The organism is Bacteroides sp. AM10-21B (genome assembly GCF_003472565.1).
In the GTDB taxonomy this organism is placed as follows: domain Bacteria; phylum Bacteroidota; class Bacteroidia; order Bacteroidales; family Bacteroidaceae; genus Bacteroides; species Bacteroides propionicigenes.
In genome coordinates this window covers 99,632-121,498 of record NZ_QRME01000007.1, presented here as the reverse complement: position 1 = coordinate 121,498, position 21,867 = coordinate 99,632, and the positions used below count along the sequence as shown (strand labels likewise).

Sequence of the window (21,867 nt, the reverse complement as noted above, 5' to 3'; positions counted from 1 at the left end):
GGTTTGAGTGATTATATATACAGTGTGTATTATTGAACGGGCTTTATCCGCATGCCGTTTCTGACTTTCATCAAGGCTTTCGTTACATACCGTTCCTGCGGTGAAAGTCCTTGCTTGATTTGGCGCAGACTATCCTCTATCAGTTGTCCTATTTCTATGTGACGGTAGTGTACGATGTTCGAGTCATTGACTACATACACATATTTACCCAATTGATCTGTACCGATAGAAGCGTCAGGTATGAGGATTGCATTCTTTTGTTTTCCGTAGGGTAGTGTGATACTGACATAGAGCCCGCTTTTCAAGATACCTTTGGGATTGTCCACTCGGGCACGAATATTTAGTGTTCCGGTATTCAAGTCTACATTAGGTGAAAGGTAATCCAACTGTGCCGGGTAATTCAGTATACCGTCTTTTCCCAGGCTGACATTGACCTGTTTGGGAATGCTGTCTCCTTGCTGCAGCAACATGGCAAGCCATTGATTGTCTGCTACATTAAAATAAGAATACAGATGGTCGTCTTTATAAATGGTAGCCAATGTTATAGGCTGTGTACTACCGTTTATATAACTTCCCGCATCTGTGAGATTGCGGCTGATTGTTCCGTCAAACGGAGCGCGTACCGTACAGTAATCTAAGTTGGTGCGTGCAGTATTTAATGCAGCTTCAGCATTACTTACGGCTGCCAATGAAGTAGCTACATTTGACTTGGATTGTAGTACCTGTATTTGACTGACGGCATCCGTTTTTGCCGCTTCCTGCATACGTGTATAATTGCTTTGTGCATACTCAAGATTTGCGCGTGCTGTATTGAGAGCAGCTTCTGCTTGTCGCACATTATTTTGATAAATGGTTGGTTCAATTTGGAAGAGTACTTGTCCTTGGTATACCCGGTTACCGGGTGAATAGGCAATACTTTGCAGCGTTCCGCTGACTCTGCCTACTAAATCTACGGTTTTTTCAGAAGTCAGATAACCAGGGTAACTTTTAGTAAGTGTAATATCTTGCACACTTGGGTGAGCCACATTAATTTCCGGGGTGGGTATTGTATGTGCCATTTCTTTTTTATTCCCGCATCCAGCCAGTAAGGGTAGAATAATCAGGGTAATGTACATTTGATTTTTCATATATATGGTTCTGTTTAATTTTAGAGATTTATAATCTACTACTTTAGGTTTAATCTCCATATCCTCCTCCCAATGCTTTATAGAGTGATATGAGTTCTTGTAGTGAGCTACCCTGTGCCTGTGTTAACTGATTCTGATAAGTCAGTAATGAACGGAGGGCATCCAAAACATTTTGAAAAGGAGTCAATCCTTGTTTATAGAGGTCTAATGAAAGTTTTAAAGTTTCTTCTCCTTGATTACATACTTCTCGCAGGGCGACAATTTGTTTGATAGAACTACGATAACCGTTCATAGCATTATCAGTCTCTTGTACGGCTGTGAGTACTGTTTGGTTAAACTGATGAATAGACTCATCCAATTGCGCGCGTGCCAATCGGCTGGCATTCACCAGTTTTGTACCACTAAATAGCGTCCAGCTAAGGCTGGGGGCTATTTCAAACGTCATACTGTTCCGTTTCGTAAAATTCTTTAACTCATGAGATGCGTAACCAATGGAGCCTTTCAGGAAAACCTGTGGTAACCAATCGCTTTTGGAAGCACCAAGTAAGGCTGCTTGTACATTGACTTGTCGTTCTGCCTGGCGGATATCTGGACGGCGAAGTAGCAAGTCCGCGGGGATACCGATACCTATAGGCTCTATATAATCGGGAAGCTTACCATTTTGTTCCAATATGGGACGAATGTCTTGAGGGTAAGTTCCAAGTAGAATTGCTAAGGTGGTAATATATTGGTTGATAGTTGATTCCAGTTGTGGAATGGAGGCTTTGGTACTATAATATACTGATTTTGCTTGAGATACGTCCAGTTTGGAAACTAATCCCGTTTTATAGCGGACTTGGGTAATTTCGAGGACCGCAGCTTGTGTATTACAGTTATGGGTAACAACATTTAGTTCTTGTTGTAATTCACGTAGCCCGATGTAGGCTGATGCCACTTGTGCGCATAGTGAAATCATGACGGAGATGTATTCTTCCTTGCTGGCGGCAAAGTTTTCCCGTTGTGCCTTTACCCGTTGCCGGATGCTGCCGAATATATCCAGCTCCCAACTGGTATTGAGTGAGGCACTGTATGCTCCGGTTATCGTTTGCGGCGCTTCACTTATATTTCCACTACTCTGCTGGCGTGACCAGCCCCCATTTAGGGAAATGGCAGGAAAGAAACTCCCCCGCTCTATTCGCCAATTGGCTTTAGCCATATCCATGCGGTTTATGGCTGAAAGAACTGAAAAATTTTGGGTAGATGCTGTTGCTATCAGCGAATCCAATATCGGATCATCAAAAGCTTTCCACCATTTATCATCTACAGGTTGTATTTGACTGTTGAACAGACTATCATCTCCAGTAATGGCATGAGTAATGTCAGTTCTCCAACCTTGTGGAAGTGGATTTTCTAAGTAACGGTTGCTTTTTTGTGCCCATGCCACACAAGAAAAACATAGAAAGAACAATGTACTGTTCCAAGCTTTTATACTCATAAAAAAAAGTTTAGGTTGTTATTTTATGGGATTGATAACAACCTAAACCTTTATTTGTTTATTGCAATTCTTGCAGAAATTTATTCAGCGTCTGCCGCTTTTTTTCTACTTCTTGTCGTTTTTTCCTTTACCGGCTCTTCCTTCACTTCTGGAGTAATGCCTGCCAGTTCTGGGTCAATCATGATACGTCCGCAGTATTCGCAAACAATGATTTTTTTACGTGAGCGGATATCCAATTGTCTTTGGGGCGGAATTTTGTTGAAGCAACCGCCACAAGCGTCACGCTGTACGTAAACGATACCCAAACCGTTGCGTGAGTTCTTACGGATACGTTTGAAAGATTGGAGCAAACGCGGCTCTATTTTAGTTTCGAGTTCTTTAGCCTTATCTCTCAACTTTTCTTCTTCCTGTTTGGTTTCAGAGATGATTTCGTCCAACTCATTCTTCTTCACGTCGAGGTCTTTTTGCCTTTCCTCCAAAGCAGCTGTACTTTCTGCTGCTTCCTGAGACTTAATTTCTTCATCAGCCAAAAATTCTTTAATTCTCTTTTCGCAAAGTTCTATTTCCAAAGTTTGGAACTCAATTTCTTTACTCAAGAAGTCGTATTCGCGGTTATTACGTACATTTTCCTGTTGCTCTTTATATTTTGCTACAGAAGCTTTTGCGGTTTCAATTTCCACTTTTTTGGTTGCGATAGCAGATTTCAATTCGGTAACTTCCGACTGGATTCTTTCGATGCGGGTACTCAGACCGGCAATTTCATCTTCCAAGTCTTGCACTTCCAAAGGAAGCTCGCCTCTCAACGTCTTGATTTCATCAATTTTAGACAACATGGTCTGTAGTTGGAACAAGGCTTTTAGTTTCTGTTCCACTGTCAATTCCTGGGGATCTTTTTTTGCTTCTTTAGCCATTTTAATTACATGTATTTTATGGGATTTGTATTCACTTTGCTCTGTTGAACTTCAACATTAGGAAATAAATCCCGGATTATTGTATAAAATATTTCTTTTGTATATTGTTCGCTTTCATAATGTCCTATCTCTGCCAGCAGGATATCTGTATCATGGCCGAAATAATCGTGATATTTTATCTCACCGGTAATAAAAACATCGGCATGGTTGCGTATGGCAAGCGGCATAAGAAAAGCTCCTGCACCACCACACAGAGCAACTGTTTGTATTTCACGCCCGGTCAGTTTGTTGTGCCTCAGACAACCTACTTCAAAGATTTTTTTGATACGCTTTAAAAACTCTAACTCTGTTTCCGGAGTTTCCAATTCACCGATAACGCCTGCTCCGACTTGCTGCCAAGAGTTTTGCAACGGATATAAATCAAATGCAGGTTCCTCGTATGGATGCGCGGCAAGTAATACTTTTATTACTTCTGCTTTTCGATAAGCCGGTAGAATGGTTTCAACACGTACTTCTTTTTCTATATGCAATTCACCTATTTCGCCGCAATAGGGATTGTCACCTTCACGTGCACGAAACATCCCCTCGCCTTCTATATTGTAGCTGCATGAATCGTAATTACCGATACATCCGCATCCGGCGGATGACAATGCCGTGCGTACTTCTTCCGCCCGGACTGTAGGGACAAATGTAACTAACTTTAGCAAAGCATTTTCTTTAGCTTCCAATATACGTACATTCTTTAACCCTATTTTTTCGGCAATCTTGAAGTTCACCCCTTTCGATGCATTATCCAGATTAGTGTGGGCGGAATATATGACAAGGTCATTCTTGATAGCCTTCAAAATACAACGTTCCACGTAATCCTTTCCTGTAATGGACTTGTAACCTTTAAAAATAAGTGGATGGTGCGATATAACAAAATTATATCCTAACGCAATCGCTTCATCCAACACGGCTTCGGTAACGTCAAGACACAACAAAGCCCCTGTTGCTTCCGCATCTGTCAATCCAATTTGCAGACCGGCATTATCAAATCCGTCTTGCAATGGCAGAGGCGCGAACCGTTCAAGGGCGCTTACTATCTCCTTAATTTTCATTATCAGTAGAAAATTTGGTTGCAAATATACGAAAAAGTAGTGAATTACGGCTTACTTTTAGTTTTTTTTTCTACCATGATAGGACATAGCTTTCCGTAAGCATCAAAAGACTTACGCGAAGCCAATGAAATGGTTATCATTAGTGAAAGCATAGATGCTGTAAATGTGATAACCATAATCATCATTTGATATTTGATAGCGACATTCGGACTGCTTCCTCCCAGTATCTGTCCAATCATTGTTCCGGGAAATGCCACTAACCCCATGACGGAGATATTGGCAATGAGCGGACTGAAAGCCTTGATGATGGCCTGACGGATAAACGGCGCTTGCGCTTCGGTACGGGTAGCCCCGTTGCCAAGCAGATAGCGGTAAAGTTGCTGTTCGCGTTTCAATCCGCTATAATAAGTATTTAGGGCTATAACATTGCTGGATAGCATATTTCCCATCAGTATACCGAAAATAGGAATGAAGTATTGAGCACTGAACACATTTTCAAGACGCAGTACGATTCCGATAAAATACATACCCACACATACTACGCTACACAGAAAGCCTACGGATATAGGCATCAGTAATATTTTGCGTTTCAGTTGTGTGCGTGCTAATGCCGTTTGCGAAGCTACGAGTATCATGACGATTACCCATAGAAAATTAATCCACGGATTATTCCAAAGGAAAAGGTATTTCAGATAAACGCCGATGAAGAAAAGTTGCACAATCATACGTGCTGTACCAATAAGAGTTGCACGTAGCAGACCGGTTTTGAACTTCCATATATAAAATAAGGGTATTAATAATAACAATAGTCCTATGCCCAGACTAAGATATGATATGTCAATAGTTCCCATGAGTGTATCCAATAGCTTCTGATGCAAAGGTAACGCTATTAATGAATTATGGAAGAGTTTATTAATGAATTTTCGGGAATCTATTTAATAAATTTTGAAAAATTTATTAGTATTTCGGTAGCCCTCTTTTTTTCCTATGGAATTAGTGAGTAAACATGAAAACCAATACAGACGCAGTAAGAATACAAATCCCTATAATAATCAGTGTCATTTGCACAGTATGTTTTTGCTCAGAATATTCCTTTTGCCGGGTAAGTTTGGTTATTTCTTCCATCTCCTCTGCAGTAGCATTTTGAGGTATACTGCGTCCTTTATACATTTTATCTAAACGTTCATTGAGACGTTTCCGGCGAAGAAGGCGTAAATTGCGATTCTCCTTATCACGGTGTATCATATCAAAAACAAATCCGGCAAAACTCATGGCTTTATTTTTAGCAGGTTTATTGCATTATTATATGTAGGTTGCACCCTTCAGCAAAATCCTTGTCGTGTGATACAGCCAGCACGGCGGTTCCCTTTTGGGTTTGGTGTCGTAAAAAGGCAAGTACTTTCTCCGTAGAGTCCGAGTCAAGCGCAGAGGTTGGTTCGTCCACAACGATTAGAGGCTTGTTAATCATGGAAGCTACAGCTATCATCATACGTTGGCGTTGTCCACCGGATATTTCGTTTACACGTTTATAATATAGTTCCCTTTCAAGTCCTAATTCTCCGAAGTAATTAAATAGCTGAGTTTCGGAGAATGGTGTGGCTCGGTTAGCTTTTAAACCGAAAGGTAGTTGTATCATATCTTTTACCCACTCTAATGGGAGTGCCAGTTCTTGTGGAATCCAAGCTATTTGCTTGCGAATGAGGTCGATGCTATTTTTATTCAAAACGATGTTGTTGACAGTAATACTCCCTTCTCTTAATGAAGTGAAACCGAGTATGGCATTGAGAAGAGATGTTTTTCCACATCCTGACGGACCGGAAACACAACCAATCTCTCCCCTTTTCAGTTGCAGGTTGAATTTGGAGAATAATACATCATTGCCGTATGCAATACTGGCATCCTCTATTTGTAGCATAAATAAAATCTTTAGTCTCTATTGCAAAGGTAAGGAAAAAAGATTTGCAAAGATAACTTTATACTTTTATCTTTGTGTCACTAATTAATTCAGGAAAGAAAGTATGATACAGAATGAACGGGATTGCCGCCATGAACATATACTTAATGTGGCGAGACAAATGATGACTGCCGCGCGTACGGCACCTAAAGGGAAAGGCATAGATATAATTGAGACGGCATTGGTGACAGGTGAAGACTTGAAAAAGCTTTCAGAAAGAATGATTGTCATGGCTGAAGAACTGGGTATGAAGTTCTTTCTTCGTGATGCTGCAAACGTTTTGCAGGCAGAATGTGTCGTTATAATAGGTACGCGCGAGCAGGCACAAGGATTGAACTGCGGACATTGTGGTTTTCCAACTTGTGCCGGACGCTCTGAAGGTGTGCCATGTGCCCTGAATATGATTGATGTGGGAATTGCAGTTGGTTCGGCTTGTGCTATGGCTGCTGATATGCGGGTAGATACCCGAGTTATGTTTTCTGCGGGGTTGGCCGCACAACGAATGAATTGGTTGAAAGATTGCAAGGCTGTATTCGCTATTCCGGTCAGTGCGTCTTCTAAGAATCCGTTTTTTGATAGGAAGCCTAAGGAAGAAAAAAAATAAGTGCATTCCGGACTTGAAGTTGAGAACTGTAAACGTAAAGTTGAACTTTAGAACTCTAAAGTTCAACTTTGGAAATGTAGAATAGAACTCTACGAAAATTAGGATTTAGGAGCATTTGTACTCAGACTTCATTATCTTACTTAACAAAGTAAATAACTTAGAATTGATATGGGATATTTTGTTGGGCTTCCATTAGGTGGAGCTACCGAAAAAGATTGCCAAGTGCGTTTTGGTAAGAATATGACCTTTCAAGTGGAAATGCGTACCCCTCATCTGCCTGCAGAGTGGGCTTTACAGAGTGGTATACAGCTTACATGGCCTCATGCAAATACCGACTGGGCTTATATGCTTGAAGAGGTACAGCGATGTTTCATTACCATTGCTTCCGAAATAGCAAAGCGGGAGTTACTGTTAATCGCAACCCCGGAACCAGAGGAAGTGAAAAAGCAAATCTCCACGACAGTCAACATGGAAAATGTTCGTTTTCTGGAGTGCGAGACGAATGATACTTGGGCGCGCGACCATGGAGCTATCACTATGATAGATACAGAAGGACCTTTTTTGCTTGATTTTACTTTTAACGGTTGGGGACTGAAATTCTCTTCGGATAAAGACAATCAGATAACACGCCGGGCTGTAGAAGCCGAAGTTTTAAAAGGTCGATATGTGAACCGTTTAGGCTTTGTCCTGGAAGGCGGTTCCATTGAAAGTGACGGAATGGGAACATTGCTTACCACTTCAGAATGCCTTCTGTCGCCTAACCGTAACGGTCAGCTAAATAAAGTGGAAATTGAAGAGTATCTTCGTTCTACATTTCATCTTGAACGGGTGCTTTGGTTGGATCATGGTTATTTGGCAGGGGATGATACGGATAGCCATATAGATACCCTTGCCCGTTTGTGCTCGCCGGATACGATAGCTTATGTGCAGTGTCGTGATGTAAATGACGAGCATTATGAGGAATTGTATCAAATGGAGGAGCAACTGAAAACGTTCCGGACGCTTGCTGGAGAACCTTATAAACTGTTGGCGCTGCCAATGGCTGATAAAATAGAAGTGGAGGGCGAAAGACTTCCGGCTACGTATGCCAACTTCTTGATAATGAATGATGCGGTGTTGTACCCTACGTATAATCAACCCAAGAATGATATGCGTGTCAAAGAAGTGTTGCAGGAAGCTTTCCCTGAACATGAGATTGTAGGTATAGACTGTCGCGCTTTAATAAAACAGCATGGTTCGTTGCATTGCGTCACAATGCAATATCCGATAGGAGTGCTGAATAAATAAAAATAGAAAGGAAATATAGATATGAGGAAAATAAAAGTGGGTATTATTCAGCAGTCCAATGTGGCGGATATGCGTACTAATCTGATGAATTTAGCTAAGAGTATTGAAGTATGCGCCGCTCACGGTGCACAATTAGTGGTGTTGCAAGAACTGCATAATTCTCTTTATTTTTGTCAGACAGAAAATACCCAACTGTTTGACTTGGCAGAGTCTATCCCTGGACCGTCAACCGGTTTTTATTCAGAGTTGGCGGCAGCCAACAATATTGTACTGGTAACTTCATTATTTGAAAAGCGCGCGCCTGGTTTGTATCATAATACAGCTGTCGTTTTTGAATGTGACGGTAGCATTGCCGGGAAATACCGCAAAATGCATATTCCAGATGATCCTGCCTATTATGAGAAATTCTATTTTACTCCCGGAGATTTGGGGTTTGAACCAATACAGACATCTTTGGGGAAATTGGGTGTTTTGATTTGTTGGGATCAATGGTATCCTGAAGCTGCGCGTCTTATGGCTCTGAAAGGAGCTGAATTATTGATTTATCCTACTGCTATAGGTTGGGAAAGCAGTGATACGGATGATGAGAAGATCCGCCAACTCAATGCGTGGATAATTTCGCAACGCGGGCATGCCGTAGCAAATGGTCTTCCTGTTATTTCGGTGAATCGTGTGGGGCACGAGTCCGATCCTTCCATGCAGACAAACGGTATTCAGTTTTGGGGAAATAGCTTTGTTGCCGGGCCGCAAGGTGAATTCCTTGTACAAGCGGGTAATGAACAACCGGAAAATATTGTAGTAGAAGTAGATTTGGAACGTTCGGAGAATGTTCGTCGTTGGTGGCCGTTCTTGCGCGACCGTAGAATTGACACTTATGAGGGGTTGACAAAGCGTTTTTTAGACTAAGGAGTAACTTCATTTGAATGTGACCTTTTTGTTCATCAAAAAGTTGACTCCGCCATATACAAATAACCCTAAGAACTGAGCGAGATATTCATCGCATTTCAGTCCCTCTACCAATCCGATAAGAAAAAGGAACTGTGCACAATAAGCCATTCCGAAAGCTATGGAAAAGAGCAGCACTTGTCTCCAAGTGTTGCTCTTTTTTTCTGTTGGGAATATCCAATACTTGCACCAGATAAAATTGTGAGTCTGTGCCAGTATATATGCAGTAATATTGGAGAGCATGTAATTGATGTCTAACTCATCCATCATTACCCAGATGGTGATTGCTGTTATTAAGGCGTTTAGCGTACCGATTACTGCAAAACGGAAAATACGTGCGGACTCTTTCACTCTCTCCTATTCTCTTGTTTTTATTCTTTTACCTCGACAATAAGGTTCAGTTCATCCAATTGCTTTTGGTCAATGGTCGAAGGCGCATCCAGCATAACATCACGACCGGAGTTGTTTTTCGGGAACGCAATACAGTCACGGATACTGTCGAGACCGGCAAAGATGCTTACCCAACGGTCAAGGCCGTAAGCCAAACCGCCATGAGGAGGTGCTCCGAATTTGAAAGCGTTCATCAGAAAGCCGAACTGTTCTTCAGCCTTTTCCGGTGTGAAGCCTAATATCTCGAACATCTTAGCCTGCAATTGGGCATCATGGATACGGATAGAACCTCCACCGACTTCAATACCGTTACATACCATATCGTAGGCATCGGCACGAACAGCTGCAGGATTTGTATCCAACAAAGGAATATCTTCGTCTTTGGGATGAGTAAACGGATGGTGCATAGCCATCAAGCGACCCTCTTCCTCACTCCATTCGAACATCGGGAAGTCAACAATCCAAAGCAGTGCAAACTTATTCTTGTCGCGCAAGCCTAATTGATTACCCATTTCAAGACGAAGTTCGTTCAGTTGCTTGCGGGTCTTCATTACGTCTTCACCGCTCAATATCAAGATTAAGTCACCCGGTTTTGCACCAAAGGCGGCTTTCATCTGTTGCAGCACTTCTTGCGTATAGAATTTATCGACACTCGATTTTACAGTACCGTCGGCCTCGATGCGGGCATAAACCATTCCCTTTGCTCCAATCTGCGGCTTCTTCACAAATTCGGTCAAGGCATCCAGTTGCTTGCGGGTATAGCTTGCAGCACCTTCGGCACAAATACCGCCGATGTATGCAGCATTGTCGAATACAGAGAAACCATGGCCTTTCATGATGTCCATCAGTTCTACGAACTTCATGCCAAAGCGGAGGTCGGGTTTGTCGCTACCATAATACTTCATGGCATCTGCCCACGGCATCCGCATGAACGGTTCTGTCAACTCAACACCACGAATTTCCTTGAAGAGATACTTTGCCATACCCTCGAAGAGTTCGATTACATCGTCTTGCTGTACAAAAGACATTTCACAATCGATTTGTGTAAATTCCGGTTGACGGTCGGCGCGAAGGTCTTCATCACGGAAGCATTTTGCAATCTGGAAGTAACGGTCGAAACCTGAAACCATCAGCAATTGCTTCAATGTTTGAGGGCTTTGCGGCAGTGCATAGAATTGTCCGGGATTCATACGTGAAGGAACAACGAAGTCGCGTGCACCTTCCGGAGTAGAACCGATGAGAAGCGGAGTTTCCACTTCGATAAATCCTTTGCTATCCAAATATTTACGGACTTCAATTGTCATTTTATGGCGTAACTCCAGATTCTTGCGTACAGTAGTGCGACGTAAGTCCAGATAACGGTATTTCATGCGGATATCATCACCGCCATCTGTATTATCTTCGATTGTGAAAGGCGGAGTTAAAGCTGAATTTAGTACATTCAGTTCCGAAACAATGATTTCTATGTCTCCGGTAGGAATATTTTTGTTTTTGCTGAAACGTTCGTTTACCGTTCCTACTATTTGGATTACGAATTCGCGACCCAAGCGGTTAGCCTGTTCGCAAAGTTCGGCATCTACTTCCTCATTAAAAACTAATTGGGTGATTCCGTAACGGTCGCGAAGGTCAATGAAGGTCATACCTCCCATTTTACGGCTACGCTGTACCCAACCTGCCAGCGTCACTTGCTTATTAACGTCGGAGATACGTAATTCTCCACAGGTGTGTGATCTATACATCTTATTATATACTGTTTTACAATTTACATTTTACCATTTGGTGATGCATCACCAAGATGTGTCATCGCTAAAAGCGGATAAATATTGTGCAAAAATACATAAAACATATTACAGACGTATCAAAACAGAAGAGTTTATTTTAAAAAACGACTTTGCAGGGCAGTATAACACTAAAACGGCTGCCTTTTTCGAGTTCCGACCGCACTTCTATTCTCCCGTTCAGCTTCTCAATGATGCTTTGGCAAATAGAAAGACCTAACCCCGTTCCCTGAGAGAATTCATCATGTTTATAGAAACGGGTAAAAATCATTTTCAGTTCTTTTGGTTCAATTCCCTGCCCGCTGTCTTCAACAAAGATTTCTACCTCTTCTTTGTCGGGAATATATTTATACCCCAATTTGATATGCCCTTGCTTGGTAAATTTACATGCGTTGTTCAAGAAGTTGATGATGACTTGGGTCAACCGTTCTTTATCTACATTGACTTCCGGTATCACACTACAATCTTCCTCTTTAAGGAATTGAATATGAGCTGGTATCATCATTTGATAAGAGTTGTAAATGCTGTTTATAATATCATCTATCCGATATTGTCCGTAAGTAAATGACATATATCCGGATTTGATTCTTGACAACTCCAAAATATCATTGATGAGTTTTAATAAAAGCTTGTTGTTTTCATGAATGCTTGCGATATAGTCTTGTTTATCTTCCCAATAAAGGTCCTCATTGGATGCCAGAAGTGTAGAAAATCCAACAATAGCATTTAAGGGAGTACGGATTTCATGGCTCATGTTAGCAAGAAAGGACTCTTTCAATTCCGCTTTTTCTGCCAGTTCACGGGCTTCTTCCAATTCTTGTTCACGTTCTTTGAATGTTTGAATATTGAGGAGCAATCCGGCAGTGCGGCATTCTCCTGTGGGCAGACAAGTGGTTGTATAGCGAAACTCCCACCATTGATAACCTTTTTGGTTGAAATCACATTGTAACTGTACTATTTCCTTTTGAGCGGAGCGTAATTCTTTCCAATTTAGAAAGAAAAGTTCTCGTTGGTCGGGATGAATACATTGTGTGAAGTCATCTATGGATAATACTTTAGTTTTGGATATCCCTAATGAAATCCAAAATGCTTTTTCAAAAATTAAAAAATTCTTCTCTAACGTCCATACATAAGTCGCTCCGCCTTCTACGGCTAAGGCTAGAGTCTCTTTCTCGTTAGCTAAATCGGACAATGCCTTTTTCTTTCTTTTCTGTTCGCGTCGATATAGAAATATAAGCCACAATATGACGGTTATCAATGAGCAGCTTATCGCGACAAGGCCGATAAACCATAGTACATAATGCTTTTCGCTGAAGGGGATATTGATAACTGTATACTCAGTCGGAATTTCTTTGAGAGAAAAACCCAATTGTTTTGCTACTTTCCAGTCAATTGTATATTGTTTGGCGCTCTCTTGCACGGGAATATCTGCAGGAGTTTCTCCACGCAAAATCCGACAAGCGGCTTTTACTTCTTCCGCCACCTGTGTATGTAATGTAGTGAAATATCCGCCCAAGTATTTTTCATCCATATCAAATGCCTCATTTATGGTTGTAAGACAAGGACTGGATGTGAGATTGCTGACTTTCACAGTTGTGTAGTCACGTTTGGCCTGTATGTAACAGCGGTTTCTGGCATATTGGCTTAGGAACCATAATAATGAGCAGCTTCCTTGCTCATTGACCGAGCGTATAGGTACTTCTGTGTAGACGGTATAGCCTTTCTCTAACAGTTCTTTGAATTCAAAATTCTTTAAGGTGTGATCTGTATATAGTATATTCTTTCCTTTTATTTGTTCTTGAATATCATTTCTGATCTTCTTGTCTAAATAAGTCATATCCATTAATGAGAAAAAACTTATTTCTTGCCCAAACAGTCTTCTGCCCATATTGATATTTGCCATGAAGTCTATTTTATCATGAAAGCCGGTAACATTAGAGTATTCTTTTATCAGTTCCCAATTGGGATAATTGACTCCGGCAAAGACAATCGGGAGCTGTTTGACTAAGGAATGCCCACATTTTAATAATGAGTATGCAGCTTGGTCCTCATTAACAAGAATTATTTCGGGTTTCCAGTTAGAAACAGAATCCAGCAACAGGCTCATTCTGGCCAATTCTTCTGTATCCAGATAAGCTTCACAGTCCAAATACTGTATGAATAACTCAGCATGTATCCCTTGCTTTCGAAACTCTTCTTTTATCAAATCGTTGAATAGAGGATAACCGGCATAGGTTTCTTCATATGAATGGATTACCAATATGCGTTTTTCTTCTTTCGGTGTGCTGCAAGCAGAGCATACTCCCAGCAAAGTCCAAAGATATATCAGACAGGTTATGTGATTCATTTCATGAGTTTATTATTCATCCTTACATCTATGGACTTTGTGAATTCTTAATTCTTTCTGAGCCTTTTTATTTGTTCCTTACCTTTATCTAATATCATTCTGTTTGTATGGGTAATGTCTTCCATTATGGCTTCGTTTATCTGTTTCAAACCGTTGATATAGTCTTGGGCACGTTGTAATACGTTTGAAGTATCTTTTTCTGCATTCTTAGGAACGATAACTTGCAATCCCCTTTTTATTATATTCACATCTATATTCTCTCCCATCATCATCGGGTCTCCGTCGAAATGTATTACTCCCGGTTTGGAACGATGAATGCGAAGCGTTTTACAACGGAAGGTTTTTATACGGCTGTTTTGGTCAATGGTTTTGTTGAATAACTGGAATGACAACGCCGGTACATCCAGCACGGTAAACGGTTCAAGAATAGTAACATCCAGTAGCCCGTCGTTTAGTGTGGCTTGCGGAGTTATGTAAGCATTGTTGCCATATTGTGAAGCATTTCCACATGCTATCAGGAACGCTTTATATCGCAACGTACTGCCATCCATTTCCAGTTCGTATGTTTCCGGTTTGTACTTCAAACTTTCAAGTAGCGTCTTTTCCAAGTATATGAGCGGTCCTCTCCTGCCGGCTTTGGAAAATTGCAGGCTGACAAATGCGTCGAATCCTACTCCGCTTGTACAGAAAAAAGGAATATCATTGATTTTGCCATAATCAATGATATCTATCAATCCTTCATTGATAACGTCGATTGCCTTTTTGGCTTCCATCGGAATTTGCAAATGACGCGCAAGCCCGTTTCCGGAACCACATGGAATGATACCTAATGCTGTTTTTGTGTGGACTAACGAACGTGCTATCTCGTTGATTGTTCCGTCTCCGCCAATAGCAACAACGGCAAAAGCTTCTTCTTTTGCTTTTCGGGCAGCTATCTCAACTGCATGCCCTGCCCGCTCCGTATAGATTACCTCCGGTATATATCGGCTCTTGTCTAACCTTTCATCAAGCCATTTCAAAATCAACTCCTTACCCTGCGTACCGGATATAGGATTTATTATAAATGATATTTTCTTTTTATTATCGTCCATTTAAACGGATATTACATGGGATTTCTTTCATGCAAAAGTAATATAAATCCTTTAAATTTTAACCATGTGAATCTCTTAAAACGAGTTAGAGTAGATTTTTTGGAGTAAATGGAACATATAACAACATATTTTGCTATCTTTGCCCCCTGTTTTTAAGAACTTGTTTTTAATAGAATTAAATATTCATTATATAAAAGACATTTCATGGGTTTACTGCAAGACAAATTCGCGAAATATGATTTGCCGCAACAATTTATGGCAAAAGGGGTATACCCTTATTTCCGCACAATTAACAGCCATCAGGATACAGAGGTGATGATGGATGGCAAGAAAGTTCTGATGTTCGGTTCGAACGCGTATATGGGACTGACATATGACAAACGAATCATTGACGCTTCAATAGCCGCCACTGAAAAATATGGTACAGGTTGTGCCGGTTCTCGTTTTTTGAATGGCACTCTTGATATACATGTTGAACTGGAAAAAGAATTGGCCGAGTTCGTAGGAAAAGATGAAGCACTCTGTTTTTCTACCGGTTTTACGGTGAATGAAGGTATTATTCCCGCAGTGGTAGGACGCGGCGACTATATCATTTGTGATGACCGCGACCATGCTTCTATCGTAGACGGGCGCCGTCTTTCATTCGCTACACAATTAAAGTATAAACACAATGATATGGAAGACCTTGAGAAGGAACTCCAAAAGTGTGAACCGGATGCTGTGAAGCTAATTGTTGTAGATGGGGTGTTCTCAATGGAAGGTGATTTAGCTAATTTGCCGGAAATCGTCCGTTTGAAAAAGAAATATAATGCCAGCATTTATGTAGACGAAGCTCATGGTTTGGGAGTGTTCGGTAAGCAAGGTCGTGGTGTTTGTGACCATTTCGGAGTTACCGAAGATATCGACTTGATAATGGGAACATTCAGTAAGTCTTTGGCTTCTATCGGTGGTTTCATTGCAGGCGACAAGGAGGTTATCAATTGGTTGCGTCACAATGCCCGTTCTTATATATTCCAGGCAAGTAGTACGCCGGCAGCGACGGCAGCTGCTCGTGAAGCTCTCCATATTATTAAATCCGAACCGGAACGTATTCAACGTTTGTGGGATATTACCAACTATGCATTGAAGAGTTTCCGCGATGCAGGCTTTGAAATTGGTGAAACCGAGTCTCCTATTATACCTCTGTATGTACGTGATACGGAAAAAACATTTGTTGTAACAAAGATGGCTTTTGATGAAGGTATCTTTATTAATCCGGTTATTCCTCCTGCATGTGCTCCTCAAGATACATTGGTACGTGTAGCATTGATGGCTACTCATACGAAAGAGCAGGTAGACTATGCTGTTGAAAAGTTAACAAAATGTTTTAAGGCATTGGAGATTATTAAGTAAGAGAATACTTATAAGCAAGATATAAAGCCGTTTAATCGAGGTTCGGTTAAACGGCTTTCTTCTATAAAAAATAACATGAGTCCTACTCTATGTGCAATGCTTTGAATTAAGTTACTGAAACTTTCGGTATGCTTTGATATTGGATTCATTTTAGTAAGTATGCAGCTATTGTTAATGAAAAACACAATATTTGGATGAAAAAGCAAGATTTTATTTTCGTGTTTATTTTAGTCGTAATCTTCTTACCTTTTTTAGTGAGTGATACTATCTACGACTGGTATAAATCTTTCAATGCTGCACATGGCATGATAATGAGTTTTCTGAAATTTGGAGTTCTTGCCACTTTGGGTGAAATGTTGGGACTTCGTATCAGCGTCGGTGTGTACAACAGAAGAGGATTTGGACTTCTCCCTCGTGCAGCTGTATGGGGGCTCTTAGGTATGGGGATTAATATGGCTATGATTGTTTTTTCTAAAGGTGTACCGCAATTCTTGGAATATATGGGAATGGTAAATGCTTCGGTTATAATTAATGAAGATTTTTGCTTAGGAAAGTTATGGATTGCTTTCGCTATATCTATCACTATGAACACTATTTTTGCTCCTGTATTTATGACGTTTCATAAGATAACGGATACGCATATTTTGAACTGTGGCGGTTCGCTTCGTAGTCTTGTTACTCCTATTCCTATGACACGCATCATTACACACCTTAATTGGGATGCGCAATGGAATTTCGTCTTTAAAAAAACGATTCCTTTCTTTTGGTATCCGGCTCATACCATTACTTTTTTGTTACCGGGAGAGGTAAGAGTGCTGTTTGCCGCTATCTTGGGTGTTGTACTCGGGGTATTGCTGGCTGTTGCTGCCAGAATGAAATAATCTTCTCCTTTCTGTATAGAAACAGGGAATGCAGATTAGTCCACATCCCCTGTTATTTTTTATTTTTCTCTTACATAGCGTAAGATGTAGCCATAGTTGGAATTTAAAATTAATGAATCGGCCGTGAGTTTCTCAATTTTTAGAGTATCTATACCTTCTATTTCCATACCATTACCAATACTTTTTACTGTAAGGTAGAGATCGTCTCCTTGTTGCTTCCAATATTTATATACCAGTGTAGCCATATTAATGGAAAAGGCCTCTCCGTTTTCTTCCAGTTTTATACCTTGCATTTTCCCAGGTTGACCTTCAATAGGCATTACCCATGAACCAATAATAGAGTCTTTACTCTTTTTTTCATTGCAAGCGACCATTGCAATCATTAATACGGCAGCTGCTAATAAAACTTTTTTCATTCTATATCTTTTTAAAGTGAGTTAATGTACCTTTTATTAGGACTATTTCTGCAAAAATAGATATAAAAGAGGATGTATCCAAAGGAGAAGGCGATAATTTATTATTGTTGACTATTGTTCCTCAGACTTTTATGATTTTATTTTAGATAAAACTATAAAAATGTTTGGTCTTTATCAAAAAAGATTTTACCTTTGCACTCGCTTTTAAGAAATAAGGCATTCGGGGTGTAGCGCAGTCCGGTTAGCGCACCTGCTTTGGGAGCAGGGGGTCGTGGGTTCGAATCCCGCTACCCCGACGAACAAAAATAAGCCGTTGGATTCCAACGGCTTATTTTTGTATATGGAAGCGTCCAACAAAATACTTTATCTCCTCAATTTCTTTATGTATTCTAGCAAAATCTTTTTTAACAGCAGCTTGAAGTTCTGCTTCATCTTCCGGATGTATTGAGTCAAAAAAAACTTTCATTTCGCGTTCTGCCTTTTCTTTATCGGTTCCCTTGCTTTTGATACAAACCTCTTTATATATTTTATTTGGTACGTCGTATCGTTTTTTTTCTACCAATTCTCCGACTATCCGGAATTATGAATCAATCTTCGGGCGGGTTTTATGGAGCAAATAGAGATTTACTAAAACGATGGGGAAGATTTAGTAAATCGTTGCCGGAGATTTAGTAAATCGTTGGGGACGTTTTAGTAAATCGGGAAAGTCTTGAATAACAATCTCAGGAAAGAAACAATGTGAGCCCACATGCTTTTACGGGTGAGTCCTATTCATATAGAGACTTTCCTTGTTCTTTATGAGCTATCAGGAACATTACATTCTCAAATAAAAGTCTTTGGTTAGGGCGATGTATGCCGGAGTAAACTGCCCGTGCTTCTCTCCTTCTATGTAAAGACTCTCCTCAATGCACGGTAAGTTTTGGTAACCGAAAGTCAATAACACACGCCGATAAGGTTTTCCGGGTTTGGTGAAAACGCGCAAGCGGCAATATGGATGAAAATTATATTTCCATGCCGTATCAATAACCGTATTTTCGACTTCAGATGGAATGATAATGCCTATAATTCCTTGTTCTGATAATATGTGTGTCGAATGCCCAAAGAGTAATTCATAATTCAAATCACTTGTATGTCGTGCTGTACAACGCTGGTTATCCGGACACTTCAAAGCATCAACAAAATAAGGTGGATTTGAAACGATAAGATCAAATTTATGTTCCGGGTTATAATTGCGGAAGTCACAGCATATAATTTCCATTCGGTCATTCCAGGGAGAAGACTGAATGTTTTCTTGAGCTTGGGCGGCTGCGGCCGGATCTATTTCAATAGATGTGATTAAGGCTTTCGGATTTCGTTGTGCTAACTGCAAGGATATTAATCCACTGCCGGTTCCTACATCAAGAATTCGTTTAGTATTCTGGACAGGAACCCATGCTCCTAACAGTACTCCATCTGTACCCACTTTCATGGCGCATTTATCGTGCCGGACAGTAAATTGTTTGAACTGAAAATAAGGATTCGACATATTTGTTTTTTGTTAATCGGACCCAAAAATAATCAAAGCTGCCAAAATAGCGGCAATTTTGGTATCGTTTTTGTCTTTTTAAAGGATGGAACATCTATTTAATAGAAGAAATAGCTAACTTTGCAGGCGCCTTATTGGTCTGCCAATATGACATAAACTAAAAAGAATGAGATGAAGAAAAGAAATTACTTTAGTGATATCGAAGATAGGAATGAAAATGGTTTTTCTGTAATTGCTGATTTTGAGGGGAATGAAGAACAATTGATGGATATTGAGGTTGATGAAATCCTGCCGGTATTACCTCTTCGGAACATGGTTTTGTTTCCGGGTGTGTTTATGCCGGTGTCTGTCGGAAGAAAATCTTCCTTGAAATTAGTGCGCGAAGCAGAAAAGAAAGGTGCATATATAGCTGTAGTATGTCAGAAAGTAGCTGATACGGAAACTCCTTTATTTGAAGACTTGCATACAATCGGTACGGTTGCCAAAATTGTTCGTGTGCTGGAAATGCCGGATCAGACAACTACAGTTATCCTGCAAGGCTCCAAACGTATTGAATTAAAGGAAATAACAGAGACGAGTCCATATTTAAAAGGACGTGTCAGCACTCTTAATGAGGAGATTCCGGCTAAAGATGACAAGGAGTTTCAAGCATTGGTAGAAGCATGTAAAGATTTGACCGTGCGCTATATCAAATCTTCCGAAATGTTTCCGCAGGATTCAGCCTTTGCTATCAAAAACATTAGTAATCCAATGTTCTTGGTGGACTTTATCTGTACTAACCTGCCGTTGAAGAAAGATGAGAAGATTGAGTTGCTGCGTATTGATGCATTGCGTGCCCGTACGTATCGTTTACTCGAAATTCTGAATCGTGAAGTTCAGCTTGCTGAAATAAAAGAGTCAATCCAGATGCGTGCCCGCGAGGACATCGACCAACAGCAACGCGAATACTTCTTGCAACAGCAGATTAAGACAATTCAGGATGAACTGGGTGGAGGCAATCAAGAGCAGGAACTGGAAGAAATGCGTAAAAAGGCAGAGACTATAAAATGGAATGGAGAAGTGAAAAATACATTCCTGAAAGAAGTCGATAAATTGGAACGTATGCATCCGCAATCGCCTGATTATAGTGTGCAATTGAATTATCTGCAAACCATGATGAGTCTGCCATGGGGAATTTATACGACGGATAATCTGAACTTGACTAATGCCGAAAAGACATTGAATAAAGATCATTATGGCTTGGAGAAGGTTAAAGAGCGTATTCTGGAACATCTCGCCGTATTGAAGTTGAAGGGAGATATGAAGTCGCCTATTATCTGTTTATACGGTCCTCCGGGTGTGGGTAAAACCTCTTTGGGGCGTTCCATTGCCGCTGCGTTGAAACGGAAGTATATCCGTATGTCTTTGGGTGGTGTGCACGATGAAGCCGAAATACGCGGACATCGCAAAACCTACATAGGGGCAATGCCGGGACGTATCATCAAGAGTTTGATTAAAGCCGGTTCTTCCAATCCTGTATTTATACTGGATGAGATAGACAAGGTGAGTGCTGACCGTCAGGGTGACCCCTCTTCTGCCCTCCTCGAAGTACTCGATCCGGAGCAGAACACTACATTCCATGATAACTTCCTGGATGTAGACTATGATTTGTCGAAAGTAATGTTCATAGCTACTGCGAATAACTTGAATACGATTCCCGGACCACTACTTGACCGTATGGAGTTGATTGAAGTAAGCGGTTATATCACAGAAGAAAAGATAGAGATTGCCCGTCGCCATTTGGTTCCAAAAGAGTTGGAAGCAAACGGTATGAAGAAGAATGATATCAAGCTTCCCAAGAATACGTTAGAAACCATCATAGAATCCTATACTCGTGAAAGCGGTGTACGTGAATTGGAAAAGAAGATTGGAAAGATTCTTCGTAAATCGGCTCGTCAATATGCTACTGATGGTTACTTTGCAAAAACTGAGATTAAGCCGGGAGATTTGTACGATTTTCTGGGAGCTCCCGAATATACACGCGACAAATATCAGGGTAATGAATATGCCGGTGTGGTGACAGGCTTGGCATGGACAGCCGTCGGCGGTGAAATACTTTTTGTTGAAACCAGTCTCAGTCGTGGTAAGGGCGGTCGCCTGACGCTGACAGGAAACTTGGGCGATGTAATGAAAGAGTCGGCTATGTTGGCGCTGGAATATATTAAGGCCCATGCTTCGTTACTGAATCTTGATGAAGAAATCTTTGATAACTGGAATATTCATATTCATGTTCCCGAAGGAGCTATCCCCAAAGACGGTCCGTCGGCAGGTATAACCATGGCTACTGCGCTGGCATCTGCACTTACACAACGAAAGGTAAAAGCTAATCTTGCCATGACAGGGGAAATTACGCTTCGCGGAAAGGTACTTCCTGTCGGTGGTATCAAAGAAAAGATTTTGGCCGCGAAACGTGCCGGAATCAAAGAGATTATCTTGAGTGACGAGAACCGCAAGAATATTGAAGAGATACAAGAACTTTATTTGAAGGGACTCACTTTCCACTATGTGAAAGACGTAAAAGAAGTGTTTGCCATTGCGCTGACTGACGAAAAGGTAGCTGATGCCATTGACTTGTCCGTTAAAAAAGAAAAGATAGAAAAGTAAGA

General features: G+C 40.8%; 20 protein-coding genes and 1 tRNA gene. 7 read left to right on the top strand and 14 right to left on the bottom strand.

Features of this window, described 5'->3' with window-relative positions; translation table 11 throughout:
• Positions 1-29 precede the first annotated feature (29 nt).
• The 7 genes from DW121_RS10835 to DW121_RS10805 all read right to left on the bottom strand — a co-directional run bounded on the left by DW121_RS10835 (position 30) and on the right by DW121_RS10805 (position 6,527).
• Positions 30-1,127 (bottom strand): efflux RND transporter periplasmic adaptor subunit, encoded by a 1,098-nt coding sequence (locus DW121_RS10835; RefSeq protein WP_117710567.1) that lies wholly within the window; start codon positions 1,125-1,127, stop codon positions 30-32.
• Positions 1,128-1,176: 49 nt separating this feature from the next.
• The gene (locus DW121_RS10830; protein WP_117710174.1) at positions 1,177-2,601 is read right to left on the bottom strand and encodes an efflux transporter outer membrane subunit; all 1,425 of its coding nucleotides are present in this window, start codon (positions 2,599-2,601) and stop codon (positions 1,177-1,179) included.
• Between the two features lie 80 nt (positions 2,602-2,681).
• The gene (locus tag DW121_RS10825) at positions 2,682-3,512 is read right to left on the bottom strand and encodes a zinc ribbon domain-containing protein (protein ID WP_117710175.1); all 831 of its coding nucleotides are present in this window, start codon (positions 3,510-3,512) and stop codon (positions 2,682-2,684) included.
• A gap of 5 nt (positions 3,513-3,517) precedes the next feature.
• Entirely contained in the window at positions 3,518-4,612 is a 1,095-nt protein-coding gene (locus DW121_RS10820; protein WP_117710176.1) for a Nif3-like dinuclear metal center hexameric protein, read from the bottom strand.
• Between the two features lie 44 nt (positions 4,613-4,656).
• Positions 4,657-5,463, bottom strand: coding sequence for an ABC transporter permease (locus DW121_RS10815; protein ID WP_117710177.1), 807 nt, complete (start codon positions 5,461-5,463; stop codon positions 4,657-4,659).
• 142 nt (positions 5,464-5,605) lie between these two features.
• Complete coding sequence (locus tag DW121_RS10810; RefSeq protein ID WP_117710178.1) at positions 5,606-5,884, bottom strand: hypothetical protein; 279 nt, start codon at positions 5,882-5,884, stop codon at positions 5,606-5,608.
• Positions 5,885-5,903: 19 nt separating this feature from the next.
• Positions 5,904-6,527 (bottom strand): ATP-binding cassette domain-containing protein, encoded by a 624-nt coding sequence (locus tag DW121_RS10805; protein ID WP_118323752.1) that lies wholly within the window; start codon positions 6,525-6,527, stop codon positions 5,904-5,906.
• 103 nt (positions 6,528-6,630) lie between these two features.
• Here DW121_RS10805 and DW121_RS10800 point away from each other — a divergent pair, with 103 nt between their 5' ends.
• The 3 genes from DW121_RS10800 to DW121_RS10790 all read left to right on the top strand — a co-directional run bounded on the left by DW121_RS10800 (position 6,631) and on the right by DW121_RS10790 (position 9,363).
• A complete protein-coding gene (locus tag DW121_RS10800) occupies positions 6,631-7,170 on the top strand; it encodes a ferredoxin domain-containing protein (protein ID WP_117710180.1) in 540 nt (179 codons plus the stop codon).
• Between the two features lie 168 nt (positions 7,171-7,338).
• A complete protein-coding gene (locus tag DW121_RS10795) occupies positions 7,339-8,457 on the top strand; it encodes an agmatine deiminase family protein (protein ID WP_117710181.1) in 1,119 nt (372 codons plus the stop codon).
• A gap of 21 nt (positions 8,458-8,478) precedes the next feature.
• Positions 8,479-9,363, top strand: coding sequence for a carbon-nitrogen hydrolase (locus DW121_RS10790; protein WP_118323751.1), 885 nt, complete (start codon positions 8,479-8,481; stop codon positions 9,361-9,363).
• 9 nt (positions 9,364-9,372) lie between these two features.
• Here DW121_RS10790 and DW121_RS10785 read toward each other — a convergent pair whose 3' ends face one another.
• The 4 genes from DW121_RS10785 to DW121_RS10770 all read right to left on the bottom strand — a co-directional run bounded on the left by DW121_RS10785 (position 9,373) and on the right by DW121_RS10770 (position 15,008).
• Positions 9,373-9,753 (bottom strand): GtrA family protein, encoded by a 381-nt coding sequence (locus DW121_RS10785; protein WP_117710183.1) that lies wholly within the window; start codon positions 9,751-9,753, stop codon positions 9,373-9,375.
• Positions 9,754-9,773: 20 nt separating this feature from the next.
• Positions 9,774-11,531 carry an aspartate--tRNA ligase gene (aspS, locus tag DW121_RS10780; RefSeq protein ID WP_117710184.1) on the bottom strand — a complete coding sequence of 586 codons (1,758 nt, stop codon included), beginning with the start codon at positions 11,529-11,531 and terminating at the stop codon, positions 9,774-9,776.
• Positions 11,532-11,670: 139 nt separating this feature from the next.
• Positions 11,671-13,917, bottom strand: coding sequence for an ATP-binding protein (locus tag DW121_RS10775; RefSeq protein ID WP_118323750.1), 2,247 nt, complete (start codon positions 13,915-13,917; stop codon positions 11,671-11,673).
• Between the two features lie 47 nt (positions 13,918-13,964).
• Entirely contained in the window at positions 13,965-15,008 is a 1,044-nt protein-coding gene (locus DW121_RS10770; protein ID WP_117710186.1) for a diacylglycerol/lipid kinase family protein, read from the bottom strand.
• Between the two features lie 204 nt (positions 15,009-15,212).
• Here DW121_RS10770 and spt point away from each other — a divergent pair, with 204 nt between their 5' ends.
• The gene (gene spt / locus DW121_RS10765; RefSeq protein ID WP_117710187.1) at positions 15,213-16,400 is read left to right on the top strand and encodes a serine palmitoyltransferase; all 1,188 of its coding nucleotides are present in this window, start codon (positions 15,213-15,215) and stop codon (positions 16,398-16,400) included.
• A gap of 194 nt (positions 16,401-16,594) precedes the next feature.
• Positions 16,595-17,281, top strand: coding sequence for a hypothetical protein (locus tag DW121_RS10760; protein ID WP_118323749.1), 687 nt, complete (start codon positions 16,595-16,597; stop codon positions 17,279-17,281).
• Between the two features lie 59 nt (positions 17,282-17,340).
• Here the strand turns inward: DW121_RS10760 and DW121_RS10755 are convergent, their stop codons facing one another.
• A complete protein-coding gene (locus DW121_RS10755) occupies positions 17,341-17,697 on the bottom strand; it encodes a lipocalin family protein (RefSeq protein WP_118323748.1) in 357 nt (118 codons plus the stop codon).
• Positions 17,698-17,918: 221 nt separating this feature from the next.
• Between DW121_RS10755 and DW121_RS10750 the strand changes: the two genes are divergently transcribed.
• A tRNA-Pro gene (locus tag DW121_RS10750) sits at positions 17,919-17,993 on the top strand.
• Between the two features lie 32 nt (positions 17,994-18,025).
• Here DW121_RS10750 and DW121_RS10745 read toward each other — a convergent pair.
• Positions 18,026-18,259, bottom strand: coding sequence for a hypothetical protein (locus DW121_RS10745; protein WP_117710199.1), 234 nt, complete (start codon positions 18,257-18,259; stop codon positions 18,026-18,028).
• 252 nt (positions 18,260-18,511) lie between these two features.
• Positions 18,512-19,222, bottom strand: a complete 711-nt coding sequence (locus DW121_RS10740; RefSeq protein WP_117710200.1) for a tRNA1(Val) (adenine(37)-N6)-methyltransferase — start codon at positions 19,220-19,222, stop codon at positions 18,512-18,514.
• Between the two features lie 171 nt (positions 19,223-19,393).
• On the opposite strand from DW121_RS10740, the gene lon reads away from it, so the two are divergent.
• On the top strand, positions 19,394-21,865 hold the full coding sequence (gene lon, locus DW121_RS10735) for an endopeptidase La (protein ID WP_118323747.1): 2,472 nt from the start codon (positions 19,394-19,396) through the stop codon (positions 21,863-21,865).
• The last annotated feature ends 2 nt before the right edge of the window (positions 21,866-21,867 follow it).

Coding starts and splice junctions, on each gene's coding strand:
- DW121_RS10835 (WP_117710567.1), bottom strand. CDS start 1,127: ATGAAAAATCAAATGTACATTACCCTGATTATTCTACCCTTACTGGCT.
- DW121_RS10830 (WP_117710174.1), bottom strand. CDS start 2,601: ATGAGTATAAAAGCTTGGAACAGTACATTGTTCTTTCTATGTTTTTCT.
- DW121_RS10825 (WP_117710175.1), bottom strand. CDS start 3,512: ATGGCTAAAGAAGCAAAAAAAGATCCCCAGGAATTGACAGTGGAACAG.
- DW121_RS10820 (WP_117710176.1), bottom strand. CDS start 4,612: ATGAAAATTAAGGAGATAGTAAGCGCCCTTGAACGGTTCGCGCCTCTG.
- DW121_RS10815 (WP_117710177.1), bottom strand. CDS start 5,463: ATGGGAACTATTGACATATCATATCTTAGTCTGGGCATAGGACTATTG.
- DW121_RS10810 (WP_117710178.1), bottom strand. CDS start 5,884: ATGAGTTTTGCCGGATTTGTTTTTGATATGATACACCGTGATAAGGAG.
- DW121_RS10805 (WP_118323752.1), bottom strand. CDS start 6,527: ATGCTACAAATAGAGGATGCCAGTATTGCATACGGCAATGATGTATTA.
- DW121_RS10800 (WP_117710180.1), top strand. CDS start 6,631: ATGATACAGAATGAACGGGATTGCCGCCATGAACATATACTTAATGTG.
- DW121_RS10795 (WP_117710181.1), top strand. CDS start 7,339: ATGGGATATTTTGTTGGGCTTCCATTAGGTGGAGCTACCGAAAAAGAT.
- DW121_RS10790 (WP_118323751.1), top strand. CDS start 8,479: ATGAGGAAAATAAAAGTGGGTATTATTCAGCAGTCCAATGTGGCGGAT.
- aspS (WP_117710184.1), bottom strand. CDS start 11,531: ATGTATAGATCACACACCTGTGGAGAATTACGTATCTCCGACGTTAAT.
- DW121_RS10775 (WP_118323750.1), bottom strand. CDS start 13,917: ATGAATCACATAACCTGTCTGATATATCTTTGGACTTTGCTGGGAGTA.
- DW121_RS10770 (WP_117710186.1), bottom strand. CDS start 15,008: ATGGACGATAATAAAAAGAAAATATCATTTATAATAAATCCTATATCC.
- spt (WP_117710187.1), top strand. CDS start 15,213: ATGGGTTTACTGCAAGACAAATTCGCGAAATATGATTTGCCGCAACAA.
- DW121_RS10760 (WP_118323749.1), top strand. CDS start 16,595: ATGAAAAAGCAAGATTTTATTTTCGTGTTTATTTTAGTCGTAATCTTC.
- DW121_RS10755 (WP_118323748.1), bottom strand. CDS start 17,697: ATGAAAAAAGTTTTATTAGCAGCTGCCGTATTAATGATTGCAATGGTC.
- DW121_RS10740 (WP_117710200.1), bottom strand. CDS start 19,222: ATGTCGAATCCTTATTTTCAGTTCAAACAATTTACTGTCCGGCACGAT.
- lon (WP_118323747.1), top strand. CDS start 19,394: ATGAAGAAAAGAAATTACTTTAGTGATATCGAAGATAGGAATGAAAAT.